This window comes from Cognatazoarcus halotolerans (assembly GCF_009800965.1).
Taxonomy (GTDB): domain Bacteria; phylum Pseudomonadota; class Gammaproteobacteria; order Burkholderiales; family Rhodocyclaceae; genus Cognatazoarcus; species Cognatazoarcus halotolerans.
In genome coordinates this window covers 158,735-181,518 of record NZ_WUAF01000011.1, presented here as the reverse complement: position 1 = coordinate 181,518, position 22,784 = coordinate 158,735, and the positions used below count along the sequence as shown (strand labels likewise).

Annotated in this window: 19 protein-coding genes and 1 pseudogene; 16 read left to right on the top strand and 4 right to left on the bottom strand. The window is 63.0% G+C overall.

The genetic code is table 11. The features are described from left to right. On the top strand, window positions 1–417 hold the full coding sequence (locus GQB03_RS15180) for a VOC family protein (RefSeq protein WP_159691134.1): 417 nt from the start codon (window positions 1–3) through the stop codon (window positions 415–417). A 171-nt stretch (window positions 418–588) separates the two neighbouring features. After that, the gene (locus GQB03_RS15175; RefSeq protein ID WP_159691131.1) at window positions 589–1,707 is read left to right on the top strand and encodes an LVIVD repeat-containing protein; all 1,119 of its coding nucleotides are present in this window, start codon (window positions 589–591) and stop codon (window positions 1,705–1,707) included. 55 nt (window positions 1,708–1,762) lie between these two features. Here GQB03_RS15175 and GQB03_RS15170 read toward each other — a convergent pair whose 3' ends face one another. Beyond that, window positions 1,763–1,987, bottom strand: a complete 225-nt coding sequence (locus tag GQB03_RS15170) for a hypothetical protein (protein ID WP_159691128.1) — start codon at window positions 1,985–1,987, stop codon at window positions 1,763–1,765. A 300-nt stretch (window positions 1,988–2,287) separates the two neighbouring features. Here GQB03_RS15170 and GQB03_RS15165 point away from each other — a divergent pair, with 300 nt between their 5' ends. The 4 genes from GQB03_RS15165 to hpnE all read left to right on the top strand — a co-directional run bounded on the left by GQB03_RS15165 (window position 2,288) and on the right by hpnE (window position 10,321). Next, window positions 2,288–7,102, top strand: coding sequence for an NAD-glutamate dehydrogenase (locus GQB03_RS15165; RefSeq protein WP_159691125.1), 4,815 nt, complete (start codon window positions 2,288–2,290; stop codon window positions 7,100–7,102). A 121-nt stretch (window positions 7,103–7,223) separates the two neighbouring features. Further along, a complete protein-coding gene (hpnC, locus tag GQB03_RS15160; RefSeq protein ID WP_159691122.1) occupies window positions 7,224–8,033 on the top strand; it encodes a squalene synthase HpnC in 810 nt (269 codons plus the stop codon). 9 nt (window positions 8,034–8,042) lie between these two features. After that, window positions 8,043–8,876: a presqualene diphosphate synthase HpnD gene (gene hpnD, locus GQB03_RS15155; RefSeq protein ID WP_159691119.1), complete on the top strand. Its 834-nt coding sequence runs from the start codon at window positions 8,043–8,045 to the stop codon at window positions 8,874–8,876. 155 nt (window positions 8,877–9,031) lie between these two features. Beyond that, window positions 9,032–10,321 (top strand): hydroxysqualene dehydroxylase HpnE, encoded by a 1,290-nt coding sequence (hpnE, locus tag GQB03_RS15150; protein WP_159691116.1) that lies wholly within the window; start codon window positions 9,032–9,034, stop codon window positions 10,319–10,321. A gap of 121 nt (window positions 10,322–10,442) precedes the next feature. On the opposite strand, the pseudogene GQB03_RS15145 reads toward hpnE, so the two are convergent. After that, a pseudogene (locus GQB03_RS15145) lies at window positions 10,443–10,610 on the bottom strand (IS200/IS605 family transposase); the annotation flags it as partial. A 244-nt stretch (window positions 10,611–10,854) separates the two neighbouring features. On the opposite strand from GQB03_RS15145, the gene GQB03_RS15140 reads away from it, so the two are divergent. The 9 genes from GQB03_RS15140 (at window position 10,855) to codA (ending at window position 20,322) form a co-directional block, all read left to right on the top strand. Further along, window positions 10,855–11,649, top strand: a complete 795-nt coding sequence (locus tag GQB03_RS15140) for a M48 family metalloprotease (RefSeq protein WP_159691113.1) — start codon at window positions 10,855–10,857, stop codon at window positions 11,647–11,649. Further along, window positions 11,646–12,131 (top strand): hypothetical protein, encoded by a 486-nt coding sequence (locus tag GQB03_RS15135; RefSeq protein ID WP_159691110.1) that lies wholly within the window; start codon window positions 11,646–11,648, stop codon window positions 12,129–12,131. Before GQB03_RS15140 ends, GQB03_RS15135 begins: the two co-directional genes overlap by 4 nt. Before the next feature lie 9 nt (window positions 12,132–12,140). Continuing rightward, entirely contained in the window at window positions 12,141–12,587 is a 447-nt protein-coding gene (locus tag GQB03_RS15130; RefSeq protein WP_159691107.1) for a hypothetical protein, read from the top strand. A gap of 208 nt (window positions 12,588–12,795) precedes the next feature. Continuing rightward, entirely contained in the window at window positions 12,796–13,632 is an 837-nt protein-coding gene (locus GQB03_RS15125; protein WP_159691104.1) for an REP-associated tyrosine transposase, read from the top strand. A 541-nt stretch (window positions 13,633–14,173) separates the two neighbouring features. Next, complete coding sequence (codB, locus tag GQB03_RS15120; protein ID WP_200832241.1) at window positions 14,174–15,076, top strand: cytosine permease; 903 nt, start codon at window positions 14,174–14,176, stop codon at window positions 15,074–15,076. Between the two features lie 10 nt (window positions 15,077–15,086). After that, complete coding sequence (locus GQB03_RS15115) at window positions 15,087–15,923, top strand: REP-associated tyrosine transposase (protein WP_159691101.1); 837 nt, start codon at window positions 15,087–15,089, stop codon at window positions 15,921–15,923. Window positions 15,924–16,463: 540 nt separating this feature from the next. Continuing rightward, a complete protein-coding gene (codB, locus tag GQB03_RS15110; RefSeq protein ID WP_159691098.1) occupies window positions 16,464–17,744 on the top strand; it encodes a cytosine permease in 1,281 nt (426 codons plus the stop codon). Beyond that, window positions 17,741–18,964, top strand: coding sequence for a PucR family transcriptional regulator (locus GQB03_RS15105; protein ID WP_159691095.1), 1,224 nt, complete (start codon window positions 17,741–17,743; stop codon window positions 18,962–18,964). Before codB (GQB03_RS15110) ends, GQB03_RS15105 begins: the two co-directional genes overlap by 4 nt. A 17-nt stretch (window positions 18,965–18,981) precedes the next feature. Next, complete coding sequence (gene codA / locus GQB03_RS15100) at window positions 18,982–20,322, top strand: cytosine deaminase (RefSeq protein WP_159691092.1); 1,341 nt, start codon at window positions 18,982–18,984, stop codon at window positions 20,320–20,322. A 205-nt stretch (window positions 20,323–20,527) separates the two neighbouring features. Here the strand turns inward: codA and GQB03_RS15095 are convergent, their stop codons facing one another. Then, window positions 20,528–20,830: a hypothetical protein gene (locus GQB03_RS15095; protein ID WP_159691089.1), complete on the bottom strand. Its 303-nt coding sequence runs from the start codon at window positions 20,828–20,830 to the stop codon at window positions 20,528–20,530. A gap of 153 nt (window positions 20,831–20,983) precedes the next feature. Next, window positions 20,984–22,192: an ATP-grasp domain-containing protein gene (locus GQB03_RS15090; RefSeq protein ID WP_159691086.1), complete on the bottom strand. Its 1,209-nt coding sequence runs from the start codon at window positions 22,190–22,192 to the stop codon at window positions 20,984–20,986. A 261-nt stretch (window positions 22,193–22,453) separates the two neighbouring features. Between GQB03_RS15090 and GQB03_RS15085 the strand changes: the two genes are divergently transcribed. Continuing rightward, a complete protein-coding gene (locus tag GQB03_RS15085) occupies window positions 22,454–22,780 on the top strand; it encodes a c-type cytochrome (RefSeq protein ID WP_235027084.1) in 327 nt (108 codons plus the stop codon). The last annotated feature ends 4 nt before the right edge of the window (window positions 22,781–22,784 follow it).

Here is a 22,784-nt window from a genome sequence, read left to right as displayed (position 1 = left end):
GTGACCGCGGCGCTTACCCATGTCGCGTTGCATGTGCGCGATCTCGATGCCTGCATCGGCTTCTATCGCGACTACGCCGGCATGACCATCGTTCACGACCGCAGCGCCCACGACAAACGCATCGTCTGGCTGGCCGCACCGGGGCAGGAGCGCGACTTCATCCTGGTGGTGTTTCCGGGCGGCCCTGGACGCAACCAGCTCGACACCGATTTCTCCCATCTCGGCTTCGCCTTGGAGAGCCGAGACGCAGTCGATGCCGTGGCGGAGCGGGCCAGGGACGGTGGCGTACTGGTTTGGCCACCGCGCGACGAACCCTACCCGGTCGGCTACTACTGCGGGCTGCGCGACCCGGACGGAAACTTCGTCGAATTCAGCTACGGGCAACCGCTCGGGCCCGGCGCGCCGCAAACGATCTGAAGCATCGCCAAGGGCTGTTCCCCGCGCCACGATTCCGCGTGGCTCGCACGCCTTTCAACGAGCCAAAAAACCCGATTGTCATTTCCGTGGCCGTGTGTGATGATGCCGCCGGCTCGCGCGATGGACTCCGCGTGAGCCATGTTCATCCCCAAACCGACCCGGAAAAAATCCATGGCTCTGGCAAAATCCCTTGCAGTGCTGTCGCTGACCATCCCGCTGCTCTGCGCCTGCGGCGGCTCGAACGATTCGCCCGCGAATCCGTCCCCGCCCGCGTACACTCTGCTCGGCACACTCGATGCCTACGGCGACGGCAGCATCGCGCCGGTCACGGCCAGCGGTCCGACCCTGGTGGCCGCCATGGGCAACGGACTGAGCATCATCGACGTATCCGACCCGCGCCAACCGTCGGTCCTCGGTCGTATCGATCAGTACGGCACCGATCCGAACTCACCCGACACCTTTGTGCAGGTCGCCGTCAGCGGCAACACGCTTGCGGCGGCTGTCGTCCCCGGCTGTTCCGGCTTCTGCTCTTTCGATCCGGATGGGGGCGAGATCCGCATCCATGACATCTCGGACCCGACCAATCCTGCACGGATCGCCACGCTCTCCGAGGGCGCCAGTGATTTGCTCATCGACGGCCGTTACCTCTACGCATTGCGGCATCAATTCAGCTTCGGATCCGCGTTCAGCGCCGGCCGTCTCGACGTGATCGATCTGACCGACCCCACCAACCCGACACCTGTTGGACAGGTCGCGGTTTCGGTCGCAGCCCGTCTTCAAAAGTCGGGGGACCGGGTTTACATCGCGGGCAGCGATGTCGACGGCTCCGGCAGGTTTCTCGACGTCGTCGATGTGAGCGACCCGAGCGCGCCTGTGGTCCTTGCTACCAGCGGGTCACCTTCAACGGCAAGCGCCCGGGGCAGTCTGGCAATCGTCAGCGGAATGGCCTATTTCGCAGATCCCGTGCGCGCGGTGTACGTAACGGATGTCGGCGCCGCGGCAATGCCGCTGGGCAGCGGAACGGCCGTGACCGGCGTTTCGGCCGACTGTATCGCTGCCACGGCGACAGACCTGCTGGTCTGCGCCGGCGGGAACGAACTCGCGCTGATGCGTCTGGCGGGCAACGACCTGTCATTCGTGCGCAGCATTCCGGCCAGCGGGCAGCCCGATCTGGTCCGGGTGTTCGACAAGCTCGGCGTGTTTGCAACCTCGCCGGTGTTCGGTACCGATGGTCTCGGAAACCCGGTACTCACGACACCGGCCAGACTGGCACTGTTCGTGACCGACTGACAATCCCTCGCGCCCTGCGATGCCCGGCCCGCATGCCGGGCAACAATACGCACCATCAGCCCCTGGCACGCCCCGCCAACAGCGAGTCCAACCATGCCCGAGCCGATGACGTCGGTTCCGCGGCTGCTGCCGGCGACGGCTCGGGCAAGGTCTTTTCCCCTTTCATGACCGCCTCGTAATCCGCCGCACCAAGATAGTCGAGATCCCAGTGGGTGGTATGGCGAGGCTTGAGTTCGTCCTGGTAGATCCTGAATTTCCCTGCCTGTCCGGGCTCGCTCATCGTCGTCCTCCAAATGCTGCGCGCATCGCCACTTTACGCCGCCTTCGGCCGCGCGCCCACTGTCGCTGAAACCCTTGCTCGACGACTGGCCCCGTGCCTTCGGGACCCTCGGGAACGGCCCGCGATGCGCCTTCCCGAGCGGAGCGGTGCGCCGCCGTTGCCGCCCGCAGACTTTCGCCGCGTGGCACAGAGGCGTATCGTGAGACGGATCGCATGCCCGCCAGGACGGGTAACGCCGCGCCCCGGAAAACGGCCGGCCCGGTGTTTTTCATCGCGAGAACAAAAATACAGGAGGCGAAAATGTCGCAATTGGACGATGGCACCAACGCGGGATTCATCGAGGCGGTCGCGGAGCAGATTCGCAGCAAGCTCCCCAAGGCTCAGGCGGCACTGGCCGAGCCTTTCGCCAGAAAATACCTGAGTCAGGTTGACCCGGAGGACCTCGCCGAGCGCACCATCGACGACCTTTACGGCGCAGTCCTGAGCCATCTGCACTTCGTCCGCAAGCACGCCGGCGGCACGCGCGTTCGGGTCTACAACCCCCATCTCGAAGAGCACGGCTGGGAATCGACCCATACCGTGATCGAGATCGTCGGCGACGACATGTCCTTCCTGGTCGACTCGATCGGCACCGAGGTGAATCGTCAGGGCCTCACCCTGCATCTGATCGTCCATCCGGTGATGCGACTGGTACGCGACGACAAGGGCGTGCTCGTGCGCATGGCCAAGAACGACAAGGAAGGCAAATACGAATCGATCATCCACGTCGAGGTCGACCGCCGCACCGAACCCGCAGATCTGCAGAACCTGCACGACGGCCTCACCCACATCCTCGCCGACGTGCGCGCGGCGGTGACCGACTGGCCCGCGATGGTCGAGCGCCTCAAGGAGATCATCGCCGGCGTCGGGCATCCACCCTCTCCTGAAGACCCGGAGGACATCGCCGAAGGCAAGGCCTTCCTCGAATGGCTGGCCTCCGACAATTTCGTGCTGCTCGGCTGTCGCGACTATGAACTGCAAAGCAGCAAGGGCGAGAACGAACTGCGCATCGTGACCGGCTCCGGGCTGGGTCTGCTGCGGGAAACCGGCGCCTCGCACCATTCGGTGTCGTTCGCCGCCCTGCCACCGCAGCTCAAGGCCCAGGCGCATCTGCCGCAGCTGCTCACCATCACCAAGTCCAACACCCGTTCGACGGTACACCGCCAGGGCTATCTCGATCACATCGGGGTCAAGGTCTTCGACAAGAAGGGCAAGGTCACCGGGGAACGCCGCATCATCGGCCTGCTCACCTCCACCGCCTACAACACCAACCCTAAGCGCATCCCGCTGCTGCGCCGCAAGGTCAGCACGGTGATCGAGCGCGCGGGTTTCATGCCCGGCAGCCACGCCGCCAAGGCACTGGCGACGATCCTCGAACAATACCCACGTGACGAGCTGTTCCAGATCAGCATCGACGAGCTCTACGCCAATGCCACGGGCATTCAACGACTTGGCGAACGCCAGCGGATCCGCCTCTTCGTGCGTCGCGACACCTTCGCACGCTTCGTCTCCTGCCTCATCTACGTGCCGCGCGAGAACTACAACACCGAACAGCGCAAGCGCATGCAGAAGGTGCTGATCGAAGCCTTCGACGGCGCCTCGGCCGAATTCGAAGTGCATTTCTCCGAATCGGCGCTGGCGCGCATTCTCATCATCGTGCGCACGCCGGGTTCGAAGGTCCCGGACATCGACGTACGCGAACTCGAAGAGCGCCTGGTCCGTGTCGCTCGCCGCTGGGAGGACGACCTCAAGCAGGCGCTGATCGAGCACTGTGGTGAAGAGCGCGGCGTGTTGTTATACAACCGCTACGGGTCGGGCTTCCCGGCCGGCTACCGCGAGAACTATTCACCGCGCATGGCAGTGCATGACATCGAGCAGTTCGAAGCAGTGGACCGGAACGACGGTCTGGCGATGAGCCTCTACGTACCGCTCGAGGCCGAACCGGGCCGGCTGCATTTCAAGCTCTACCATGCCGACACACCTGTGCCGCTGTCGCTCAGCCTGCCGATGCTCGAGCGCATGGGCGTGAAAGTGATCGAGGAGGATCCCGCCAGAATCGAGCGGCAGGATGGCAACCTCGCATGGATTCACGACTTCGGCATGGTCCGCCAGGGCGCCGACGACCTCGACATTGAACGCCTCCGTCCGCTCTTCCAGGAAGCCTTTCGCCGTGCATGGCGGGGCGACATCGAGAATGACGATCTCAACCGCCTGACCCTGCTGGCGGGGCTCGGCTGGCGTGAGGTGAGCGTGCTGCGCGCCTATGCGAAGCACATGAAGCAGGCAGCCTTCACCTACAGTCAGTCCTACATGGAGCAGACCCTGTCGGCCTACCCCGGGGTGGCCCGACAGCTCATGACCTTGTTCGCCGAGCGATTCGACCCGGCCAGGGCCGGCAATCGCGAGGACCGCTGCGCCACCCTGGTTGCCGACATCGAGCAGACCCTCGACCAGGTCGCCAACCTCGACGAGGACCGCATCCTGCGCCAGTTCCTCGCAATGATTCTTGCGACCCTGCGGACCAATTACTTCCAGACCGGCAAGGACGGCCAGCCCAAGTCCTACCTCTCGTTCAAGTTCGATCCGTCGAAGATTCCCAACCTGCCGCAACCGCGACCGATGTTCGAAATCTTCGTCTACTCGCCACGCGTCGAAGGGGTGCATCTGCGCGGCGGCAAGGTCGCACGCGGCGGCCTGCGCTGGTCCGACCGGATGGAAGACTTCCGTACCGAGATCCTCGGCCTGGTCAAGGCGCAGATCGTCAAGAACGCGGTGATCGTGCCGGTCGGCTCCAAGGGCGGCTTCGTGGTCAAGAACCCGCCGCAGGGCGGCGACCGCGAGGCGATCCTGGCCGAAGGCATCGCCTGCTACCGCATGTACCTCTCCGGCCTGCTCGACATCACCGACAACCTCGTCCAGGGCAAGGTGGTGCCACCGCCAGACGTGGTGCGCTACGACGAGGACGACCCCTACCTGGTGGTCGCGGCCGACAAGGGCACCGCCACCTTCTCGGACTACGCCAACGCAGTAGCACAGGAATACGGCTTCTGGCTGGGCGATGCCTTCGCTTCCGGCGGCTCGGTCGGCTACGACCACAAGAAGATGGGCATTACCGCGCGCGGCGCCTGGGAGTCGGTCAAGCGCCACTTCCGCGAGCTGGGCGTCGACACCCAGACGCAGCCCTTCACCGTGGTCGGCATCGGCGACATGTCCGGTGACGTGTTCGGCAACGGCATGCTGTTGTCGAAGAAGATCCGCCTGCTGGCGGCCTTCGACCATCGTCACGTTTTCATCGACCCATCGCCCGATCCCGAAACCAGCTGGACCGAACGTGCCCGCCTGTTTGCCCTGCCGCGCTCCTCTTGGGACGACTACGACAAGTCGCTGATCTCCGAAGGCGGCGGCGTATGGCCGCGCAGCGCCAAGTCGATCAAGCTCCCGGCGCAGGCCCGCGAGGCGCTCGCCATCGAGGCGGAAAGCCTGTCGCCGGCAGAACTCATCCGCGCCATCATCACCGCGCCGGCCGACCTGCTCTACAACGGCGGCATCGGCACCTACGTGAAGGCCGCCAGCGAAACCGATGCGGCGGTCGGCGACAAGGCCAACGACGCGATCCGCGTCAATGGCGGCGAGCTGCGCTGCAAGGTGATCGGCGAAGGCGGCAACCTCGGCGCCACCCAGCTCGGGCGCATCGAATTCGCGCTCAAGGGCGGCAAGGTATGCACCGACGCGATCGACAATTCGGGCGGGGTGGATTGCTCCGACCACGAGGTCAACATCAAGATCCTGCTCAACGGCGTGGTCGCCGAGGGCGAACTCACCGAGAAACAGCGCAACAAGCTGCTCGCCGACATGACCGACGAAGTCGCCACCCTGGTGCTGCGCGACAACTACTTCCAGACCCAGGTGCTGTCGGTGACCCGTACCCGGGGCGTGGCCCTGCTTGACGAGCAGTCGCGCTTCATGCGCAAGCTCGGCAACAGCGGCCATCTCAACCGCAAGATCGAGTTCCTGCCCTTCGACGAAGAACTGGGCGAGCGCAAGGCCAGCCGTACCGGCCTGGTCACGCCCGAGCTGGCGGTGCTGCTCGCCTACAGCAAGATCGAACTCTACGATCTGGTGCTGGACTCCGACGTTCCGGAAGACCCGTACATCTCCACCGCGCTGGAGCGCTACTTCCCTGTACCGCTGCGCGAGCGCTTCGGCGAGCAGATCCGCCGCCACCCGCTCAAGCACGAGATCATCGCCACCCACGTGGTGAACAGCATGATCAACCGGGTCGGCAGCACCTTCACCAGCCAGTTGCAGGAAGAAACCGGCGCACCGGCCTCGGACATCGTGCGCGCCTACATCGCCACCCGCGAAGTGTTCAGCCTGGTGGAAGTCTGGAAAGCCATCGAGGAACTCGACAACAAGGTGGCCGACGCGGTGCAGACCGCGATGATCCTCGATTGCTCGCGTCTGGTGCTGCGCGGCACGCTGTGGTTCCTGCACCACCGCGAGCACATCCGCGACCTGGACGCCACGATCCGGCGCTTCCGCCCCGGCGCACTGCGCCTCGCCCCGACGCTGCACGATGTGGTCACCCCGAGCTACCGCGAGGAGCTCGACGCGATCGTCGCGCACTATTCCGAACAGGGCGTGCCGCCAGAGCTGGCCGCGCGCATCGCCGGGCTGGACGAACTCTATTCGGCGCTGGACCTCGTCGAGGTGGCGGATGACACCGGCCGCGAGGCAGATCTTGTCGCCGCGGTTTATTTCACCCTGGGCGGGCGTTTCGACCTGCACTGGCTGGGCCGCCAGATCTCCTCGCTGCCGGCCGAGACGCACTGGCAGGCGCTCGCCCGCACCGCGCTGCGCGACGATCTCTCGCTGCAGGCGCGCAACCTGGCCGCCAATGTGCTCAAGCGCTCACCCGAACCGGGTGATGCCGGCACCCTGATCGATGTCTGGGAGCAGGACCGCAAGGCCCAGATCGAGCGCTGCCGGCAGGTCTTTGCCGACGTCCGCAGCTCGGCCAGCATCGACATGCCGATGGTCTCGGTGGTGCTCCGGGAGTTGCGCAGCCTGACCTGACCGCCCCCTGCGGCCGGCGCATCGTGCGTCGGCCGCACATCGCGCCCATCTCGTCGCGCCCTGCCGCTATACTTCGGGCCGCCCATGAACACGCCCGCGGGCCCGCTTGCGGGCCAGCTTCATGCCCGTCGATCACTACGAAAACTTCCCGGTTGCCTCCTTCCTCCTGCCCGCGCGCCTGCGCGAGCCGGTGGAGGCCATCTATGCCTTTGCACGGTCGGCCGACGACATTGCCGACGAAGGTGACGCACCGCCTGTGGTGCGCCTCGCCCAACTCAACGACTACCGGCGCGAGCTGCACCGGATCGAACAGGGCAAGATGCCGGACGCGCCGATGTTCGCGCGCCTCGCCCGCAACATCCGCGACTTCGCGCTGCCGATCCAGCTCTTCCGCGACCTGCTCGACGCTTTCAGCCAGGACGTCGGCAAGACCCGCTACGCCGACTTCGACGAGCTGCTGGACTACTGCCGCCGCTCGGCCAACCCGGTCGGCCGGCTGCTGCTGTGCCTCTACCGCGCCGACGGCGACGAGAACCTGCGCAGGTCCGACGCAATCTGCACCGCGCTGCAGCTCATCAACTTCTGGCAGGATGTGGCGATCGACTGGCGCAAGCAGCGCATCTATCTTCCGCAGGACGAGATGGCCCGCTTCGGCGTGACCGAGGCGCAGCTCGACGCGCAGACGGTCGACGCCAACTGGCACGCACTGATGGACTTTCAGGTGCAACGCGCGCGCGCGATGATGCTCGACGGCGCCCCGCTGGCCCGCGCCCTGCCCGGCCGCATCGGCTGGGAGCTGCGGCTCATCGTGCAGGGCGGGCTCGCCATCCTCGACAAGATCGAAGCGGCCGGCCACGATGTCTTCCGGCACCGTCCCGAGCTTGGAAAAACCGACTGGCTGCGCCTTGCCTGGCGCGCCGCAACGAGATAGACAGAGCGCATGGATTTTCACAAATACTGCCAGGACAAGGCCGCGGCGAGCGGCTCGAGCTTTTACTACAGCTTCATGTTCCTGCCGCCCGAGCGCCGCCAGGCGATCACCGCGCTGTACGCCTTCTGCCGCGAGGTCGACGACGTGGTGGACGAATGCCGCGACCCCTCCATCGCTCAGTCCAAGCTGGAATGGTGGCGGCATGAGGTGGAGCTGATCTCCGCCGGCAAGCCCCAGCACCCGGTCAGCCAGGCCTTGCAGGACGTATCGACGCGCTTCACGCTGCCGCAGGAGCAGCTGCTGGAGATCATCGACGGCATGGAGATGGACCTGCAGCAGACCCGCTATCTCGACTTCAAGGGCCTGCAGCTCTACTGCTACCGGGTGGCCAGCGTGGTCGGGCTGCTGTCGGCCGAGATCTTTGGCTACACCGACCGCCAGACACTCAAGTACGCCCACGACCTCGGCCTCGCCTTCCAGCTCACCAACATCATCCGCGACGTCGGCGAAGACGCGCGCCGCGGGCGCATCTACCTGCCGATCGACGAACTCCAGCGCTTCGACGTGCCCGCCAAGGACATCCTCGAAGCCCGCCACAGCGATCGCTTTCTGGCGCTGATGCAGTTCCAGGCCGAGCGCGCCGAAAAATATTACGACCAGGCTTTCTCGCAACTGCCCGACTGCGACCGCAAGACCCAACGACCCGGCCTGGTGATGGCGGCCATCTACCGCACCCTGCTCAAGGAAATCCGTCAGGACGGCTTCCAGGTGCTCGACCGCCGCACCTCGCTCACCCCGCTGCGCAAGGTGTGGCTGGCGGGCACCACCTGGATCAAGGGCTGAGCGATCATGAACAGGACGCACGAGCCCTCCCGCGACGGCAATCAGCTGATGGATTCGTCACCCCGGCACAGGCCGGGGTCCAAGACCATGATGCGCCCGGATTTCCACCCCCGCCCGAATGAGGCTTCATCACGCGTCGTGCGCCCCATCCCGCAATGAAGCCCGAGATCGCGATCATCGGCGGCGGCTACGCCGGACTCGCCTGCGCGGTCACGCTGGCCCGTGCCGACGTGCGGGTCACGGTATTCGAATCCTCGCGGGTGTTGGGCGGGCGCGCGCGAGTGGTGGAGAAAGACGGCTCGCGGATCGACAACGGCCAGCACATCATGATCGGCGCCTACAGCCAGACGCTGCAGCTGATGCGCCAGGTCGGCGTCTCACCCAAGTGGCTCGAGACCCGCCCGCTCACCATGCATTACCCCGGCCGCATGCATCTGAAGGCCGCAAACCTGCCCTCTCCGCTGCATCTCGCGGTCGGACTGCTGCGCGCCAGCGGCCTGGACTGGAAGGACCGCTTCGCCGCCGCACGGCTGATCCGCTACCTCAAGAAACGCAAGTGGCAGCTCGGCGCCGACAAGCCGGTCACCAACCTGCTGCTCGACGCCGGCCAGACCCTCAGGCTGCGCGAGCTGCTGTGGGAACCGCTGTGCATCGCGGCCCTCAACACCCCGCCCAGGCGCGCCTCAGCACAGATCTTTGCCAACGTGCTGCGCGACAGCCTCGGTGCCGGCGCGTCGGCCAGCGAACTCCTGCTGCCGCGGGTGGACCTTTCCGAACTCTTCCCGGTCCCCGCCGCGCGCTGGCTGGCGATGCACGGCCATCGCGTGAGCACGCTCGACCAGATCAAGGGCATCCGCATCGAAGACGGCGTGTTCTGGCTCGACGGCGGCCCCAAATGGGCTGGTTTTCACCACGTCGTGATCGCCACCGCGCCCTACCACGCGCTGCCGCTGATCGAACCCTTCCCCGAGCTCGCGCGCCTCAGGCAGCAGATCGAAGCGCTCGAATACGAACCCATCCTCACCACCTATCTCGCCTACGACGAATCGGTGCGCCTGCCCGAACCGATGATCGGCATGAGCGGCGGCCACATCCAGTGGCTGTTCGACCGCGCCCAGTTCGGCGGCCCGCCCGGCCTGCTCGCCGCCGTCATCAGCGCGCACGGCCCCCACGAAGCACTCGACAAGGCCGAACTCGAAGTTCTGATCCAGGAAGAAATCCACACCCTCCTCGGCCGCCTGCCGCCCCCCCAGTGGATCAAGACCATCGTCGAAAAACGCGCCACCTTCGCATGCAAACCGGGACTCGATCGGCCCAGTCACCGCACCGCGGTACCGGGCCTGTGGCTGGCCGGGGATTACGTCGCCGGGGACTATCCGGCGACGCTGGAGGGAGCTACACGGTCGGGGGTGAGGACGGCGTTGGCGGTTCTTGCATCGCTTTGAGGGGAGCCCGCACAGCGCGAAGATGCAATAAGGTGCGACCTGACCCCGATCTCCGACCTGACCCCGATGTCTGATGGAGCCTCCTCAATTCCCGGGGCGATTCAGGATGTTGAATCCGCCCCACATTCGACACCGCGTACTTCGGCGGAATGCTGATGCATATGTGAACGTGATCGCCCAGGTGCCGACGCAGCACACCGAACACCCGTTTCTTGCGTCGCTTCGGTATGAACTCCACGTGATACTTGCAGTCCCATCTCGTGCGACTCAGGCTCTGATACTCTTTCATAGTGAATCTCCCTTCTCTTGGCGGAGATCAGAAATTCACGCCGACCGTCGTAAAGGTCAAACCTTGGTGAGTCCCCCGGCATAGCCGGGGGCCTACCTCAATGAGTTATGTGTAATTGTTGATTTACCGGAAGGGCGCCCAAGTGGTAATAATTTGTTACCGTTTTTTGTCGACCGAACAAATGGGTGCCGCGTTGAAAAGGCTTCCTCCTTGTGTGTAGTGAAGCTCTCCCAGGGGAACGATAATGAATAGAAGAACTTTTTGCTGTACATGCGCGGGCGGCCTTTTGGTCTCAGCAAAGATCGGAATTGCATTTGCGGATTGGACTGATCGAGCAGTAGGCCAAAATGTGCCACGGCCATCCCTGTCAGACAACAAGACGCGGAATGTGTCACAAGTAGATTTTGTAGGATGTCATCTGAATGCATCGCGCGAAGATGCATCAAACCAAATTGCGCTCTCAAGAACTACTGGAAACGCTTTGTTGGATGCTGGAATGTCGAGAGAGTACGACGTTCTGTGTGCTCAACTCGCAGTTCGTCCGGGCTTGTTTATGTTTGATGACCCATCTCCAAATGCTTTTGCGACACCTGAGATAATAGGCGATCATCCATTTCCAGACGGTACCGTTTGTTTTGGGTCAAATCTTATGATTTCTGAATTCAGATATCACAAATCTCAGGGGGGGCGATTTGATCATGTTATGGCGGCAATAATGGCGCATGAATGGGCGCATATAATGCAATTCAAAGCGCTTTCCGAATTCCACCCAGGGAAGCAAATTGAGCTGCAAGCGGATCAAATGGCGGGTTGGTACATGGGCGTACGTGCGCTGCAAACGTACGGAGCCGTAGATCTTAGGTCAGCTTTGATTGGATTTTTCAGGAAAGGCGATTATCACTTCAATGATTCCGGGCACCACGGGACACCGGAAGATCGAGGTATGGCTTTTCAACGTGGGCTAATGTCTGCGCAAATTGGATTAGATCTGACACAGGCGTTTCGTCGCGCGGCAAGTGAATGTGGAGTGTCTACGTGAAACCGTCTTTATTAGTCAAAACTGTATCGTTGTTTATTTTTGCTGTTTTTAACGGTCGCGCTTTATCTGATGATTGCAGCAAGCTAAACAATATAATTTCTCTGGCGTCGGAGAATTTTGTTTCGATCAAAGAAGGTATGGAGGATGAAGTTGATGGGGTGAAATTTTTTAAAACTTCAATTTATCTAGAATTGCTTCCAGACTGTATTGTAATGGAGGATGAGGATGGATTTGTATTTACTTGTTCATCCGGAAGTGGAAGGGCGAGAAATATTCAGCATGCTATCGGCTCAGCAGATAATTTTGTAAATTCGTGCGGGCTTAAAATTCGAGACCAAAAAGAATACGCTTCTAAAAGCGGTCGCGGTAGGTCGGTTTCTTATAACATTATTACAAAGGATAGGCAGCTTGTGGTTGTAAGAACCCGATCATACTCTGGCGGGGGTGCCAATAGAGAAAGCGTCTCGATTAGGAGGCCATAGGAGATCGCAATGGGTTGGAGCAAGTGGTTGTTCGGAACAGCGATTACATTTTTTTCGTGCGTTTCTTATCCTAGCGAAAAGTCGTGCGAGGCATTGGAAGAATATTTTTTGGGAGCTAAGTCAAATTTTGTAGATCTTAAGATGCGGAAGAGTTCCGTTGGGGATTGGGTTCCAAAAATCTATTTGCCACAGGCAAATAGATGTTCGATTATTGATGATGAAGCTGGGGGTAGTGAGGCGAAGTGTTTCTATATGTTTTTAGATGAAAATGATCGCCGAGTCGGAATCAGGCAAATTCGAATGGCAGTGGCATCATGCCTTGGTTGGGACGAGGTTGACATAATCTCCTCCGAACGACATAGTTTTAACGGTGCCGATGGCGTAAATATATCTATTTCCCCGTTTGGGCGTTTTGATGCTTACATTTCAATTGAGTATGTCGGCAACGCGAAGTAAAACGCTCTTATTAACTCGGCAATCAAATAGATATTAATATAATTCTGGCATGGAAAAAATCGACGCCAGAAAGCTCCCGCCCGAAGCCCTCGAACACATCCGTCGGCAGGCGTTCGTGCTTCGCAAACAAGGTTGCACCATTGGGGTCACACCGATGGGGTCAGGTCTCTCCTTGAATCATCCCACCCCATGATCTAAGCTTCACCCCATGGCCCGACCCCTTCGCATCGAATTCCCTGGCGCGCTTTACCACGTCACCTCCCGCGGCGATCGGCGGGAGGCTGTTTTCGAGGATGACGAGGACCGGGAAGTCTTTCTCGGGGTATTGGCCGAGGTTGTCTCGCGCTTCAACTGGCTGTGCCACGCCTATTGCCTGATGGACAACCATTACCATCTGGTGATCGAGACGCTCGAGGGAAATCTCTCCAAGGGGATGCGGCAGTTGAACGGGGTGTTCACCCAGGCCAGCAACCGCCGCCATGGCCGCAGCGGGCATCTTTTTCAGGGGCGCTTCAAGGCGATCCTCGTGGACAAGGAAAGCTATCTGCTGGAACTCTCGCGCTACGTGGTGCTGAATCCGGTACGGGCGGGCATGGTGGGTGCGGCCGCGGATTGGCCGTGGAGCAGTTACCTGGCTACCGCGGGTGAATGCACGGCGCCCGCCTTTCTCACGACCGATGCCTTGCTTGCGATCTTTGGCAAACAAAGACGGCGGGCCCGCGAGCGCTATGTTCGCTTCGTCGCCGAGGGTGTCGGGCAAGCGAGCGTTTGGCAGCACCTTCGCCAGCAGATCTATCTGGGCGATGCAGCCTTCGTGAGCCGCATGCAAGCCGAGGCCAACGTTTCGGACGAAGACATTTCGATTCCCAGAATCCAGCGTCGCGCCCCGGCCCCTTCGCTGGCCGCCATCGAGGCAAGCCACGCGGACAGGGACAAGGCGATCATTGCCGCGCATGCCAGCGGTGCCTACAGCTACCGCGAGATCGCGGCCCATTTCGGGCTACATCCGGGGAGCGTGGGCAGAATCGTGCGGCGAGCCCTGTGATTGCGCCTGCACGTGCGCAGAGGCACTGAGCAGTCCCGCCCTGGCCGCAGGCCCCCCCCCGACGGCAGTGCCCGCGCCTTTCGCAAGACTGCCTGGCTGCCGCATGCTCTGCTACGAGCACCTATGGCGCACCCTCGATTTCGTTCCGTTCAATGTGGCAGTGTGCACAACGGTGCCTTGATCCCGCGGCCACGGCGCTGTGTCTGGCGCCCCTGTGGGTTCCCCCCTGTGAAGCCGATCTAAGTTGTTTGAGCAGCGCCTGCAGACGGCTTTCTCCGCTACACGCTGGTGAAAACTCAGCTGGACGCCAGAGCTGATCCACCAATGCGGGCAGCGCTGCCATGCACCGAATGAACGCATCGCCATGACCATCCGCCCTCCGATGGTGCGAGCGCCATCCAGCCTATTTGCATAAATTGTTCACCATGCACAAAGCTCGTCGTCTCAATCGAACTGCATTTTTGGTCCAGATCCCTGCTTCATGCCTGGCACACCGCTTGCTGAATGGAGAGCAAACCCACCCTCATCAGGAGCGCCCGAAATGGACGACACGAAACATGTAGATCACGACTATCCGCTCAGCGAAGTACCCGCCGGCGCCCGCAAGGGTCTGGTATCGACCTCGATTCTGCTGTTCGGCTTCACCTTCTTTACCGCGACCATGTTTGCTGGCGGCAAGATGGGCATGGGTCTGGATTTCAAGACCCTCGTATACGCCAGCATTGCGGGTAACCTGCTGCTCGGACTCTACGCCGCGGCGCTCGGATTCATCGCCTGCCGCAGCGGCCTGAACTCGGTACTGATGGGGCGCTTCTGCTTTGGTGAGACGGGCAGCAAGTTGTCGGATTTCCTGCTCGGCTTCACCCAGATCGGATGGTACGCCTGGGGCACCGCCACCATTGCGCTGGTACTGGTGAAGATGCTCGATCTTCCCCAGTCCTGGACGATTCCGCTCATGATCCTGTTTGGCTTCGGCTTCAGCCTCACCGCATTCGTCGGCTACAAGGGACTTGATTTGCTCTCTCGGGTCGCCGTTCCGGCGATGCTCATCCTGCTGGCAATTTCGCTCTGGATCGCCACCCGGGATGTCGGCGGACTGGACGGCCTGCTCGCCATCACGCCGAAGGAGAGCATGAGCTGGCATCTGGCCATCACGCTGGTGTTCGGCACCTTTGTGAGCGGCGCCACCCAGGCCACCAACTGGACCCGCTTCGCCCGCGACGGTCGCACCGCGGTGCTCTCGAGTCTGGTGGGCTTCTTCATCGGCAACGGGCTGATGATTCTCGTCGGCGCCTACGGTGCGATGGTCTATCAGGAACCGGACATCATCGGGGTCATGGTCTTGCAGGGATTGTCGGTGGCCGCCGTGGTGATGCTCTTCCTGAACATCTGGAAGAACGATGGGGTCAGGTCTCTCCTTGAATCATCCCACCCCATGATCTAAGGTTCACCCCATGGCCCGACCCCTTCGCATCGAATTCCCTGGCGCGCTTTACCACGTCACCTCACGTGGCGATCGGCGGGAGGCTGTCTTCGAGAATGACGAGGACCGGGAAGTCTTTCTCGGGGTATTGGCCGAGGTTGTCTCGCGTTTCAACTGGCTGTGCCATGCCTACTGCCTGATGGACAACCACTACCACCTGGTGATCGAGACGCTGGAGGGCAACATCTCCAAGGGGATGCGACAGTTGAACGGGGTGTTCACCCAGGCCAGCAACCGCCGCCATGGCCGCAGCGGCCATCTTTTTCAGGGGCGCTTCAAGGCGATCCTTGTGGACAAGGAAAGCTACCTGCTGGAACTCTCGCGCTACGTGGTGCTGAATCCGGTGCGGGCGGGCATGGTGGGTGCGGCGGAGGATTGGCCGTGGAGCAGCTACCTGGCTACCGCGGGTGAATGCGCGGCGCCCGCTTTTCTCACGACCGATGCCTTGCTTTCGATCTTTGGCAAACAAAGACGGCGGGCCCGCGAGCGCTATGTTCGCTTCGTCGCCGAGGGCGTCGGGCAAGCGAGCGTTTGGCAGCACCTTCGCCAGCAGATCTATCTGGGCGATGCAGCCTTCGTGAGCCGCATGCAAGCCGAGGCCAACGTTTCGGACGAAGACATTTCGATTCCCAGAATCCAGCGTCGCGCCCCTGCCCCTTCGCTGGCCGCCATCGAGGCAAGCCACGCGGCCAGGGACGAGGCGATCATTGCCGCGCATGCCAGCGGTGCCTACAGCTACCGCGAGATCGCGGCCCATTTCGGGCTGCATCCCGGGAGTGTCGGCAGGATCGTGCGGCGGGCCCTGTGACTACGCCTGCACGTGCACAGAGGCGCTGAGCAGCCCCGCCCTGGCCACAGCCCCCCCCGACGGCAGTGCCCGCGCCTTTCGCAAGACTGCCTGGCTGCCGCATGCTCTGCTACGAGCACCTATGGCGCACCCTCGATTTCGTTCCGTTCAATGTGGCAGTGTGCACAACGGTGTCTTGATCCCGCGGCCGCAGCGCTGTGTGCTGGCGCCCCTGCCGATCCACCCCTGCGAAACCGATCGAACTTGCATGACCAGCGCCTGCAGACGGCTTTCTCCGCTACACGCTGGTGAAAACTCAGCCGGACGCCAGAGCTGATCCACCGATGCGGGCAGCGCGGCCATGCACCGAATGAACGCATCGCCATGACCATCCGCCCTCCGATGGTGCGAGCGTCATCCAGCTTGTTTGCATAAATTGTTCACCATGCACAAAGCTCGTCGTCTCAATCGAACTGCATTTTTGGCCCAGATCCCTGCTTCATGCCTGGCACACCGCTTGCTGAATGGAGAGCAAACCCACCCTCATCAGGAGCGCCCGAAATGGACGACACAAAACATGTAGATCACGACTATCCGCTCAGCGAAGTACCCGCCGGCGCCCGCAAGGGTCTGGTGTCGACCTCGATTCTGCTGTTCGGCTTCACCTTCTTTACCGCGACCATGTTTGCTGGCGGCAAGATGGGCATGGGCCTGGATTTCAAGACCCTCATCTACGCCAGCATTGCGGGCAATCTGTTGCTCGGACTCTACGCCGCAGCGCTCGGATTCATCGCCTGCCGCAGCGGTCTGAACTCAGTACTGATGGGGCGCTTCTGCTTTGGTGAGACAGGCAGCAAGTTGTCGGATTTTCTGCTCGGTTTCACCCAGATCGGATGGTACGCCTGGGGCACCGCCACCATCGCGCTGGTATTGGTGAAGATGCTCGATCTTCCCCAGTCCTGGACGATTCCGCTCATGATCCTGTTTGGCTTCGGCTTCAGCCTCACCGCATTCGTCGGCTACAAGGGACTTGATTTGCTCTCTCGGGTCGCCGTTCCGGCGATGCTCGTCCTGCTGGCAGTTTCGCTCTGGATCGCCACCCGGGATGTCGGCGGATTGGACGGCCTGCTCGCCATCACGCCGAAGGAGAGCATGAGCTGGCATCTGGCCATCACGCTGGTGTTCGGCACCTTTGTGAGCGGCGCCACCCAGGCCACCAACTGGACCCGCTTCGCCCGCGACGGTCGCACCGCGGTGCTCTCGAGTCTGGTGGGCTTCTTCATCGGCAACGGGCTGATGATTCTCGTCGGCGCCTACGGTGCGATGGTCTATCAGGAACCGGACATCATCGGGGTCATGGTCTTGCAGGGATTGTCGGTGGCCGCCGTGGTGATGCTCTTCCTGAACATCTGGACCACCCAGGACAACACCATCTACAACTTCGCCGCAGCCGGCTGCAACCTGGTCCGCCGGGACCGCCGGGGCACCATCACCCTGATCGGCGCCGGTGTCGGCACCCTGCTGGCGATCGGCGGCATGTACGAGATGCTCATTCCGTTCCTGATCCTGCTCGGCTCCATCATCCCGCCCATCGGTGGCGTGATCATGGCGGATTTCTTCCACGGCCACAAAGGACGCTACCCACAGCTCGCCACTGCGCGCATCGAGCGCTTCAACTGGATCGGACTCACCGCCTACGGCGCCGGCGCCCTGAGTGCCTATCTCTCGCCCTGGGTCGCGCCCCTGGTGGGCATCGGCGTGGCTGCGCTCTCCTACGTGGCGCTGTTCGAGTTGCAGCGCGTACGCATCGCCCGCCAGCAACTGGCTCCGGTGGACGCATGAGCCTGAGCGTTCGCGACGTCCTCCTGCTGCCCGTGCTCCAGACCCTGCGCCTGCGCGCAGGTGAAGCCAACGTGCAGCGGGTCGTGCGCTGGCCCTACGTGGTGGAGAACCACTCCATCGCCGACTGGGTGCTTGGTGGCGAACTGGTATTCGTGACCGGCATCAACCAGCACCGCGACGAAGCGAACCTCGTGCAGTTGGTGCGCGAGGCGGATGAGCGGGCGTGCGCAGGGCTGGTCATCCTCACCGGCTCGGACTATATCGACGAAATCCCGGCGGGCGTGCTGGCGGTGGCGGACGAGCTGGGCCTGCCCCTGATCGAACAGCCTTATGCGCTGCCGCTGGTGGTGGTGACCGAGGCCATCGGCTCGGCCCTGGTGCAGGCGCAACTGCTCGGCAGTTCGCGCCAACGGCTCATCGAGCAGTTGCTGGATGGCAACCTTGCCGACACCCGTGTGCTGGCGCACCGGGCAGCCGGCCTGGAGGTAGACCTGAGCCTGCCGCGCCAGGTGCTGGTGCTCGAACCGACCGACAGTGCGGCGCTCTACCAGGAGGCCGAGCCGGCTGCGGCGGAGCTCGCCCTGCAGAACTTCCGACAGCGCGTGCTCCAGTACCTGACACGCAACCTGGACGCGCTGGGCCACCCCTTGCCGGTAATCCATCAGGGGAACCAATGGATCGTTCTGCTGCCGCTGGAGGCGGATGCAGCCTCCACCGGCCACCGTGGCAAGGTCGAAAGATGGATGCAAGCCCTCGACGCCCCGGCGCCTCTGAAATTGCTGGCCGGACTGAGCGCTCCCTGCCCACAGGCCATCGACCTGCCACGTGGCCTGGGTCAGGCTCGCCAGGCGCTGATGGCCGCTCGCGCCTTGCCGGAACGGGCCGGCCTGTGCTGCTTCGAGGAGCTCGGCCTGCTCGAACTGCTCACAGCCATTCCCGACCGCAACCTGCTTGACCGCTTCGTGCAGGCCACGCTCGGCCCTGTCCTTCGGAACGACAAGGCCCATCGCGCGGTGCTGATCCACACCCTTGAAGCATGGATCCAGAGCAACGGCAACATCGCCGCCGCCGCCAATCGGCTGGGTCTTCACCGAAACACCCTGAACCACCGCATGCGACAGATCCAGGATCTGCTCCCCCACGATCTCGACGACCCACAACAACGTCTCGCCATCGCAATCGCCCTGATGATCCTGCGGCTGTCGCCCCACACTCCCTGACTACTCGAGGACACCCCATGAACCACATCTTCAACGCTCGACTTCGCGGCCGCACCGGCCTGTTCACCCTTCGCTGGGAGGCCGGCCGGATCAGCGCCATCGAACCCCAGCAGGGCCAGGTGGCTACCGCGGCCGGCAACGGCCTTGACGCCGAAGGCCATTTGGTGATTCCGCCGCTGGTCGAACCGCACATCCACCTGGACGCCGCACTCACTGCCGGCGAGCCCCGCTGGAACCAGACCGGTACCCTGTTCGAGGGCATCGAGCGCTGGGCTGAGCGCAAGGCGACGGTCACACCCGAGGACACCAAGGAACGCGCGCACCGCACCATCCGCATGCTCGCCGCCCATGGCATCCAGCATGTGCGCACCCATGTGGACGTAACCGAACCCGGGCTCAAGACCCTGCAGGCCATGCTCGAGGTACGCGACGAAGCCCGGCCGCTGGTCGACCTGCAGATCGTCGCCTTTCCCCAGGAGGGCATCGAGTCCTTTGACAATGGCCGCGCGCTGATGAGCGAGGCGGTCGCGATGGGCGCCGACGTGGTCGGCGGCATTCCCCATTTCGAAAACACCCGCGACCAGGGCATCTCGTCGATCCATTTCCTCATGGATCTAGCCGAGCGCCACGACCGTTTGGTGGATGTCCATTGCGACGAGACTGACGACCCTCAGTCGCGCTTTCTCGAGGTGCTCGCCGAGATTGCGCGCGTACGCGACATGGGACCGCGAGTCACCGCCAGCCACACCACCGCGATGGGCTCCTACGACAACGCCTACTGCTTCAAACTGTTCCGCCTGCTCAAACGCTCAGCGCTGAACTTCATCTGCTGCCCGACCGAGAGTATCCATCTGCAGGGCCGCTTCGACAGCTACCCGAAGCGACGCGGGCTCACGCGCGTGCCGGAGCTCGACCGCGCGGGCCTAAACGTATGCTTCGCCCAGGACTCGATCGTCGACCCCTGGTACCCGCTCGGCAACGGCAACATCCTGCGCATCCTCGACGCTGGCCTGCACATCTGCCACATGCTCGGCTACGAGGACCTGCAGCGCGCCCTCGATTTTGTGACCGACCATGGCGCACGGACCATGGCCCTGGGTGATGGCTACGGCATCGAGCTTGGTCGGCCGGCAAATCTGCTGATACTTTCGGCCGAGAGCGACTACGCCATGCTGCAATCCCAGGGTCAGGCCCTGGTATCGATCCGGCACGGCGAAGTGCTCATGCGCAGAACCCTTGGCGATACAACCTGGCGCGACGCAGCGAGCAGCGCCACCGTCGCAAGCGATGGCATGGGGCATGATTCGGTGAGGCTTCCCGCACGCGAGTCACCTGAGACAGATGTCGTACTCATCTGAATGCCCAGGGGTCCCGATGCGAAAGCCCGATTCGCCATCGGGAGATGCCTGCCGGGGTCGCGGCTCGAGCCGATGCGCTCATTGATCGCGGACAGTGCGTCATCCTGGCGGTGAGCGAAGCCGTCGAAGCCAGCCATGGAAACAGCTTCGTTGATTTCGGATTGGGGGCAAAGCGCGCAGCCAGGTGCCTCCGCCTCAGCTTCGCTTACTTCGGACCGCCGTCGCTCACGCACTTCTTGACGAAGCTGTTGCGCGCCGCGCCATGGAGCTTTTTGGTGTCAGCCGCGCTCTGGCACTGGACGCCGGGACCGCCGGCGGGGGCCGCACCGGAATCGCGCTGGCACTTCTTGACGAAGCTGTTGCGCGCGGCACCGGCGAGTTTCTTGGCGTCGGCCTTGACAATGCAACCGTCGGCCGGTGCAGCTGCGGCATCAGCAGCAGAAGCGTTGCCCAGGTGGACCGCGCCAGCGAGGGCGATCAGGGTAAAACCGATCAAGGTCTTGCGCATTTTGAGTGTTCCTTGAAAACACGGCAGGCTGCCGTATCCGCAAGATTGACGGGCGCCCGGCGCCGACTCAAGTTAAATCGGTTTAATGAAGCCAAACAGCGCCACGCCCACCAGGCTTGAAAACTCCATCTACGCAGACGTGGAGCGCGCTGCTCAAACCGCCCGCCCGGCACGCCGCAGCAACATGGCGCGCACGGCCTCGCGCAGTCGCCGCATGGGCGCCTGCTTGTAGGAGAAGCGGTCCACCGGGTCCATGGCGTGGACCACCATCACGTGATCCGCCTCGAACAGCAGCAGGCGGCCGTCCCGCAGTTCGGCGCAATCGATGCAGAAATAGTCCAGCCCGAGGCGCTCGTGGATGGCGGCCAGGGCCGGCCCGTGGCGGCAGGCAAAATCGTCAAAACCCGCCATGAAGGCCGCTTCTTCGGCACGCCGCGCGGCATCTTCGTACATGCCGGCGTTGAGGTAGTGGATCATCCAGTCTTGCGAGACGCCCATGTGGCTGGCGTAGGGGCGACCGTCCACCATCGCCACGCGACACTTGCGAAAGAGCCCATCGGGCCCGCTGTAATCGACAAAGGGCGCCAGGTAGAACTGCGATTCGGCAACCTCATGCAAGTAGGCTTGCAGATCCGCGGCACAGCCTACGCGCGCAAGATCGCATCCGGCCTGGGAGCCCACGGGACGCACGATGAAGGGGTAGCCCAGCCCTGCCGGCAGGCTGTCCTGCCCGACTGCGGCGGCTTCCAGCACAGCACGGGGTACGGCAACAACGCTCGGCACCTGCAGGCCGGGGATGCCCTGCAGGCGCGCACTCACGGCGTGCCGGGAGGTGAGCGCGATATGCCGTGGGTGATTCACCACCGGCACCGGCCAGTTGTCCAGCGCCTCCCCGACGGGACCCAGGAAGGGCCGGCTGGCGTCCGCCTCGCCAAGGGCGGCCAGAACCACGTCATGGGCTGGCAGCGGTTGGGCAAAGGGATCGCCCGGCGTGAGCCAGTAGTGGATCAACGCCACGTCGCCGGTCTCGAACAGGCATTCCAGCGGGATGTTCTCGGCCACATCACCGGGCGCCATCAGCATCAACACGCGCACCGCCGCCGGCACCTGGTGGGGCAATTCAAACACCCGCTGCAGCATCAGCGCCTGTTGTTGCACCGCAAGCCCCGCCTCGCGCTGACCGAGACACATCATGGCGGTAGCCAGGTTCATCCACAGCGGCGCGTCGTCGGGCCGTTCGCCAGCCTCGGCAAGCAAGGACTGCGCTACCGGCAGCAGGGATTCGCCGTTGATGCTCAGGCGCAGAAAGGGAGCGAGGCCCAGATAGCCCTGCCAGGCTCGGGACCGGATGATCGCAGACACCGTGGGACGGCTGCCATGAAAGACGACGGGCCCCGATTGAACCACGCGCAGGGGGCCGGAGCAAAGCGCCGTTCAGGCCGCACTCCGCCAGGCGGGCCGCACGATCTACGGGGGACCCTGGCTGCGCGTCGCTGTGAGGAACAGGGGAATCGCTAAAGCCTCGCTTGCATGTTTCCGATAGTTGATCTGACACGCGAGCCCGAGCGGGGCATGGAAGTCCCATGTCGTGTCGGATTGCCATATGACCACCGGAGAAGCGCCGTGAGAATTTCCCGTCTTTCAGTCATTCTTGTTGCCATGACCGGCGCCTTGCTTGCCCCTGCGACCTGGGCCGCGGACGGCGAAAACGTCTTCAAGTCGGTCGGTTGCGCGGCGTGTCACGCGCCTGACCAACCCCGCGTTGGTCCGACCCTCAAAGCTGTGGCTGCGAAGTACAAGGGGCAGGCGAACGCGGTGGACATGCTCGCCGGAAAAGTCCGTGGCGGAAGCAAGGATGTGTGGGGCAAAGTGCCGATGCCGCCAGTCGCGGTAGCGCAAGTGAACGACGCGGACCTGAAGGCCGCGATCGGCTGGATCCTGACCCACTGACACA

Bases quoted from the DNA above. Each gene is read 5' to 3' on its own strand.
- GQB03_RS15170 (WP_159691128.1), bottom strand. From the start codon at position 1,987: ATGAGCGAGCCCGGACAGGCAGGGAAATTCAGGATCTACCAGGACGAA.
- GQB03_RS15095 (WP_159691089.1), bottom strand. From the start codon at position 20,830: ATGCGCAAGACCTTGATCGGTTTTACCCTGATCGCCCTCGCTGGCGCG.
- GQB03_RS15125 (WP_159691104.1), top strand. From the start codon at position 12,796: ATGGCCCGACCCCTTCGCATCGAATTCCCTGGCGCGCTTTACCACGTC.
- hpnC (WP_159691122.1), top strand. From the start codon at position 7,224: ATGCCCGTCGATCACTACGAAAACTTCCCGGTTGCCTCCTTCCTCCTG.
- codB (WP_200832241.1), top strand. From the start codon at position 14,174: ATGGACGACACGAAACATGTAGATCACGACTATCCGCTCAGCGAAGTA.
- hpnE (WP_159691116.1), top strand. From the start codon at position 9,032: ATGAAGCCCGAGATCGCGATCATCGGCGGCGGCTACGCCGGACTCGCC.
- hpnD (WP_159691119.1), top strand. From the start codon at position 8,043: ATGGATTTTCACAAATACTGCCAGGACAAGGCCGCGGCGAGCGGCTCG.
- GQB03_RS15115 (WP_159691101.1), top strand. From the start codon at position 15,087: ATGGCCCGACCCCTTCGCATCGAATTCCCTGGCGCGCTTTACCACGTC.
- GQB03_RS15140 (WP_159691113.1), top strand. From the start codon at position 10,855: ATGAATAGAAGAACTTTTTGCTGTACATGCGCGGGCGGCCTTTTGGTC.
- codA (WP_159691092.1), top strand. From the start codon at position 18,982: ATGAACCACATCTTCAACGCTCGACTTCGCGGCCGCACCGGCCTGTTC.
- GQB03_RS15105 (WP_159691095.1), top strand. From the start codon at position 17,741: ATGAGCCTGAGCGTTCGCGACGTCCTCCTGCTGCCCGTGCTCCAGACC.
- GQB03_RS15165 (WP_159691125.1), top strand. From the start codon at position 2,288: ATGTCGCAATTGGACGATGGCACCAACGCGGGATTCATCGAGGCGGTC.
- codB (WP_159691098.1), top strand. From the start codon at position 16,464: ATGGACGACACAAAACATGTAGATCACGACTATCCGCTCAGCGAAGTA.
- GQB03_RS15175 (WP_159691131.1), top strand. From the start codon at position 589: ATGGCTCTGGCAAAATCCCTTGCAGTGCTGTCGCTGACCATCCCGCTG.
- GQB03_RS15130 (WP_159691107.1), top strand. From the start codon at position 12,141: ATGGGTTGGAGCAAGTGGTTGTTCGGAACAGCGATTACATTTTTTTCG.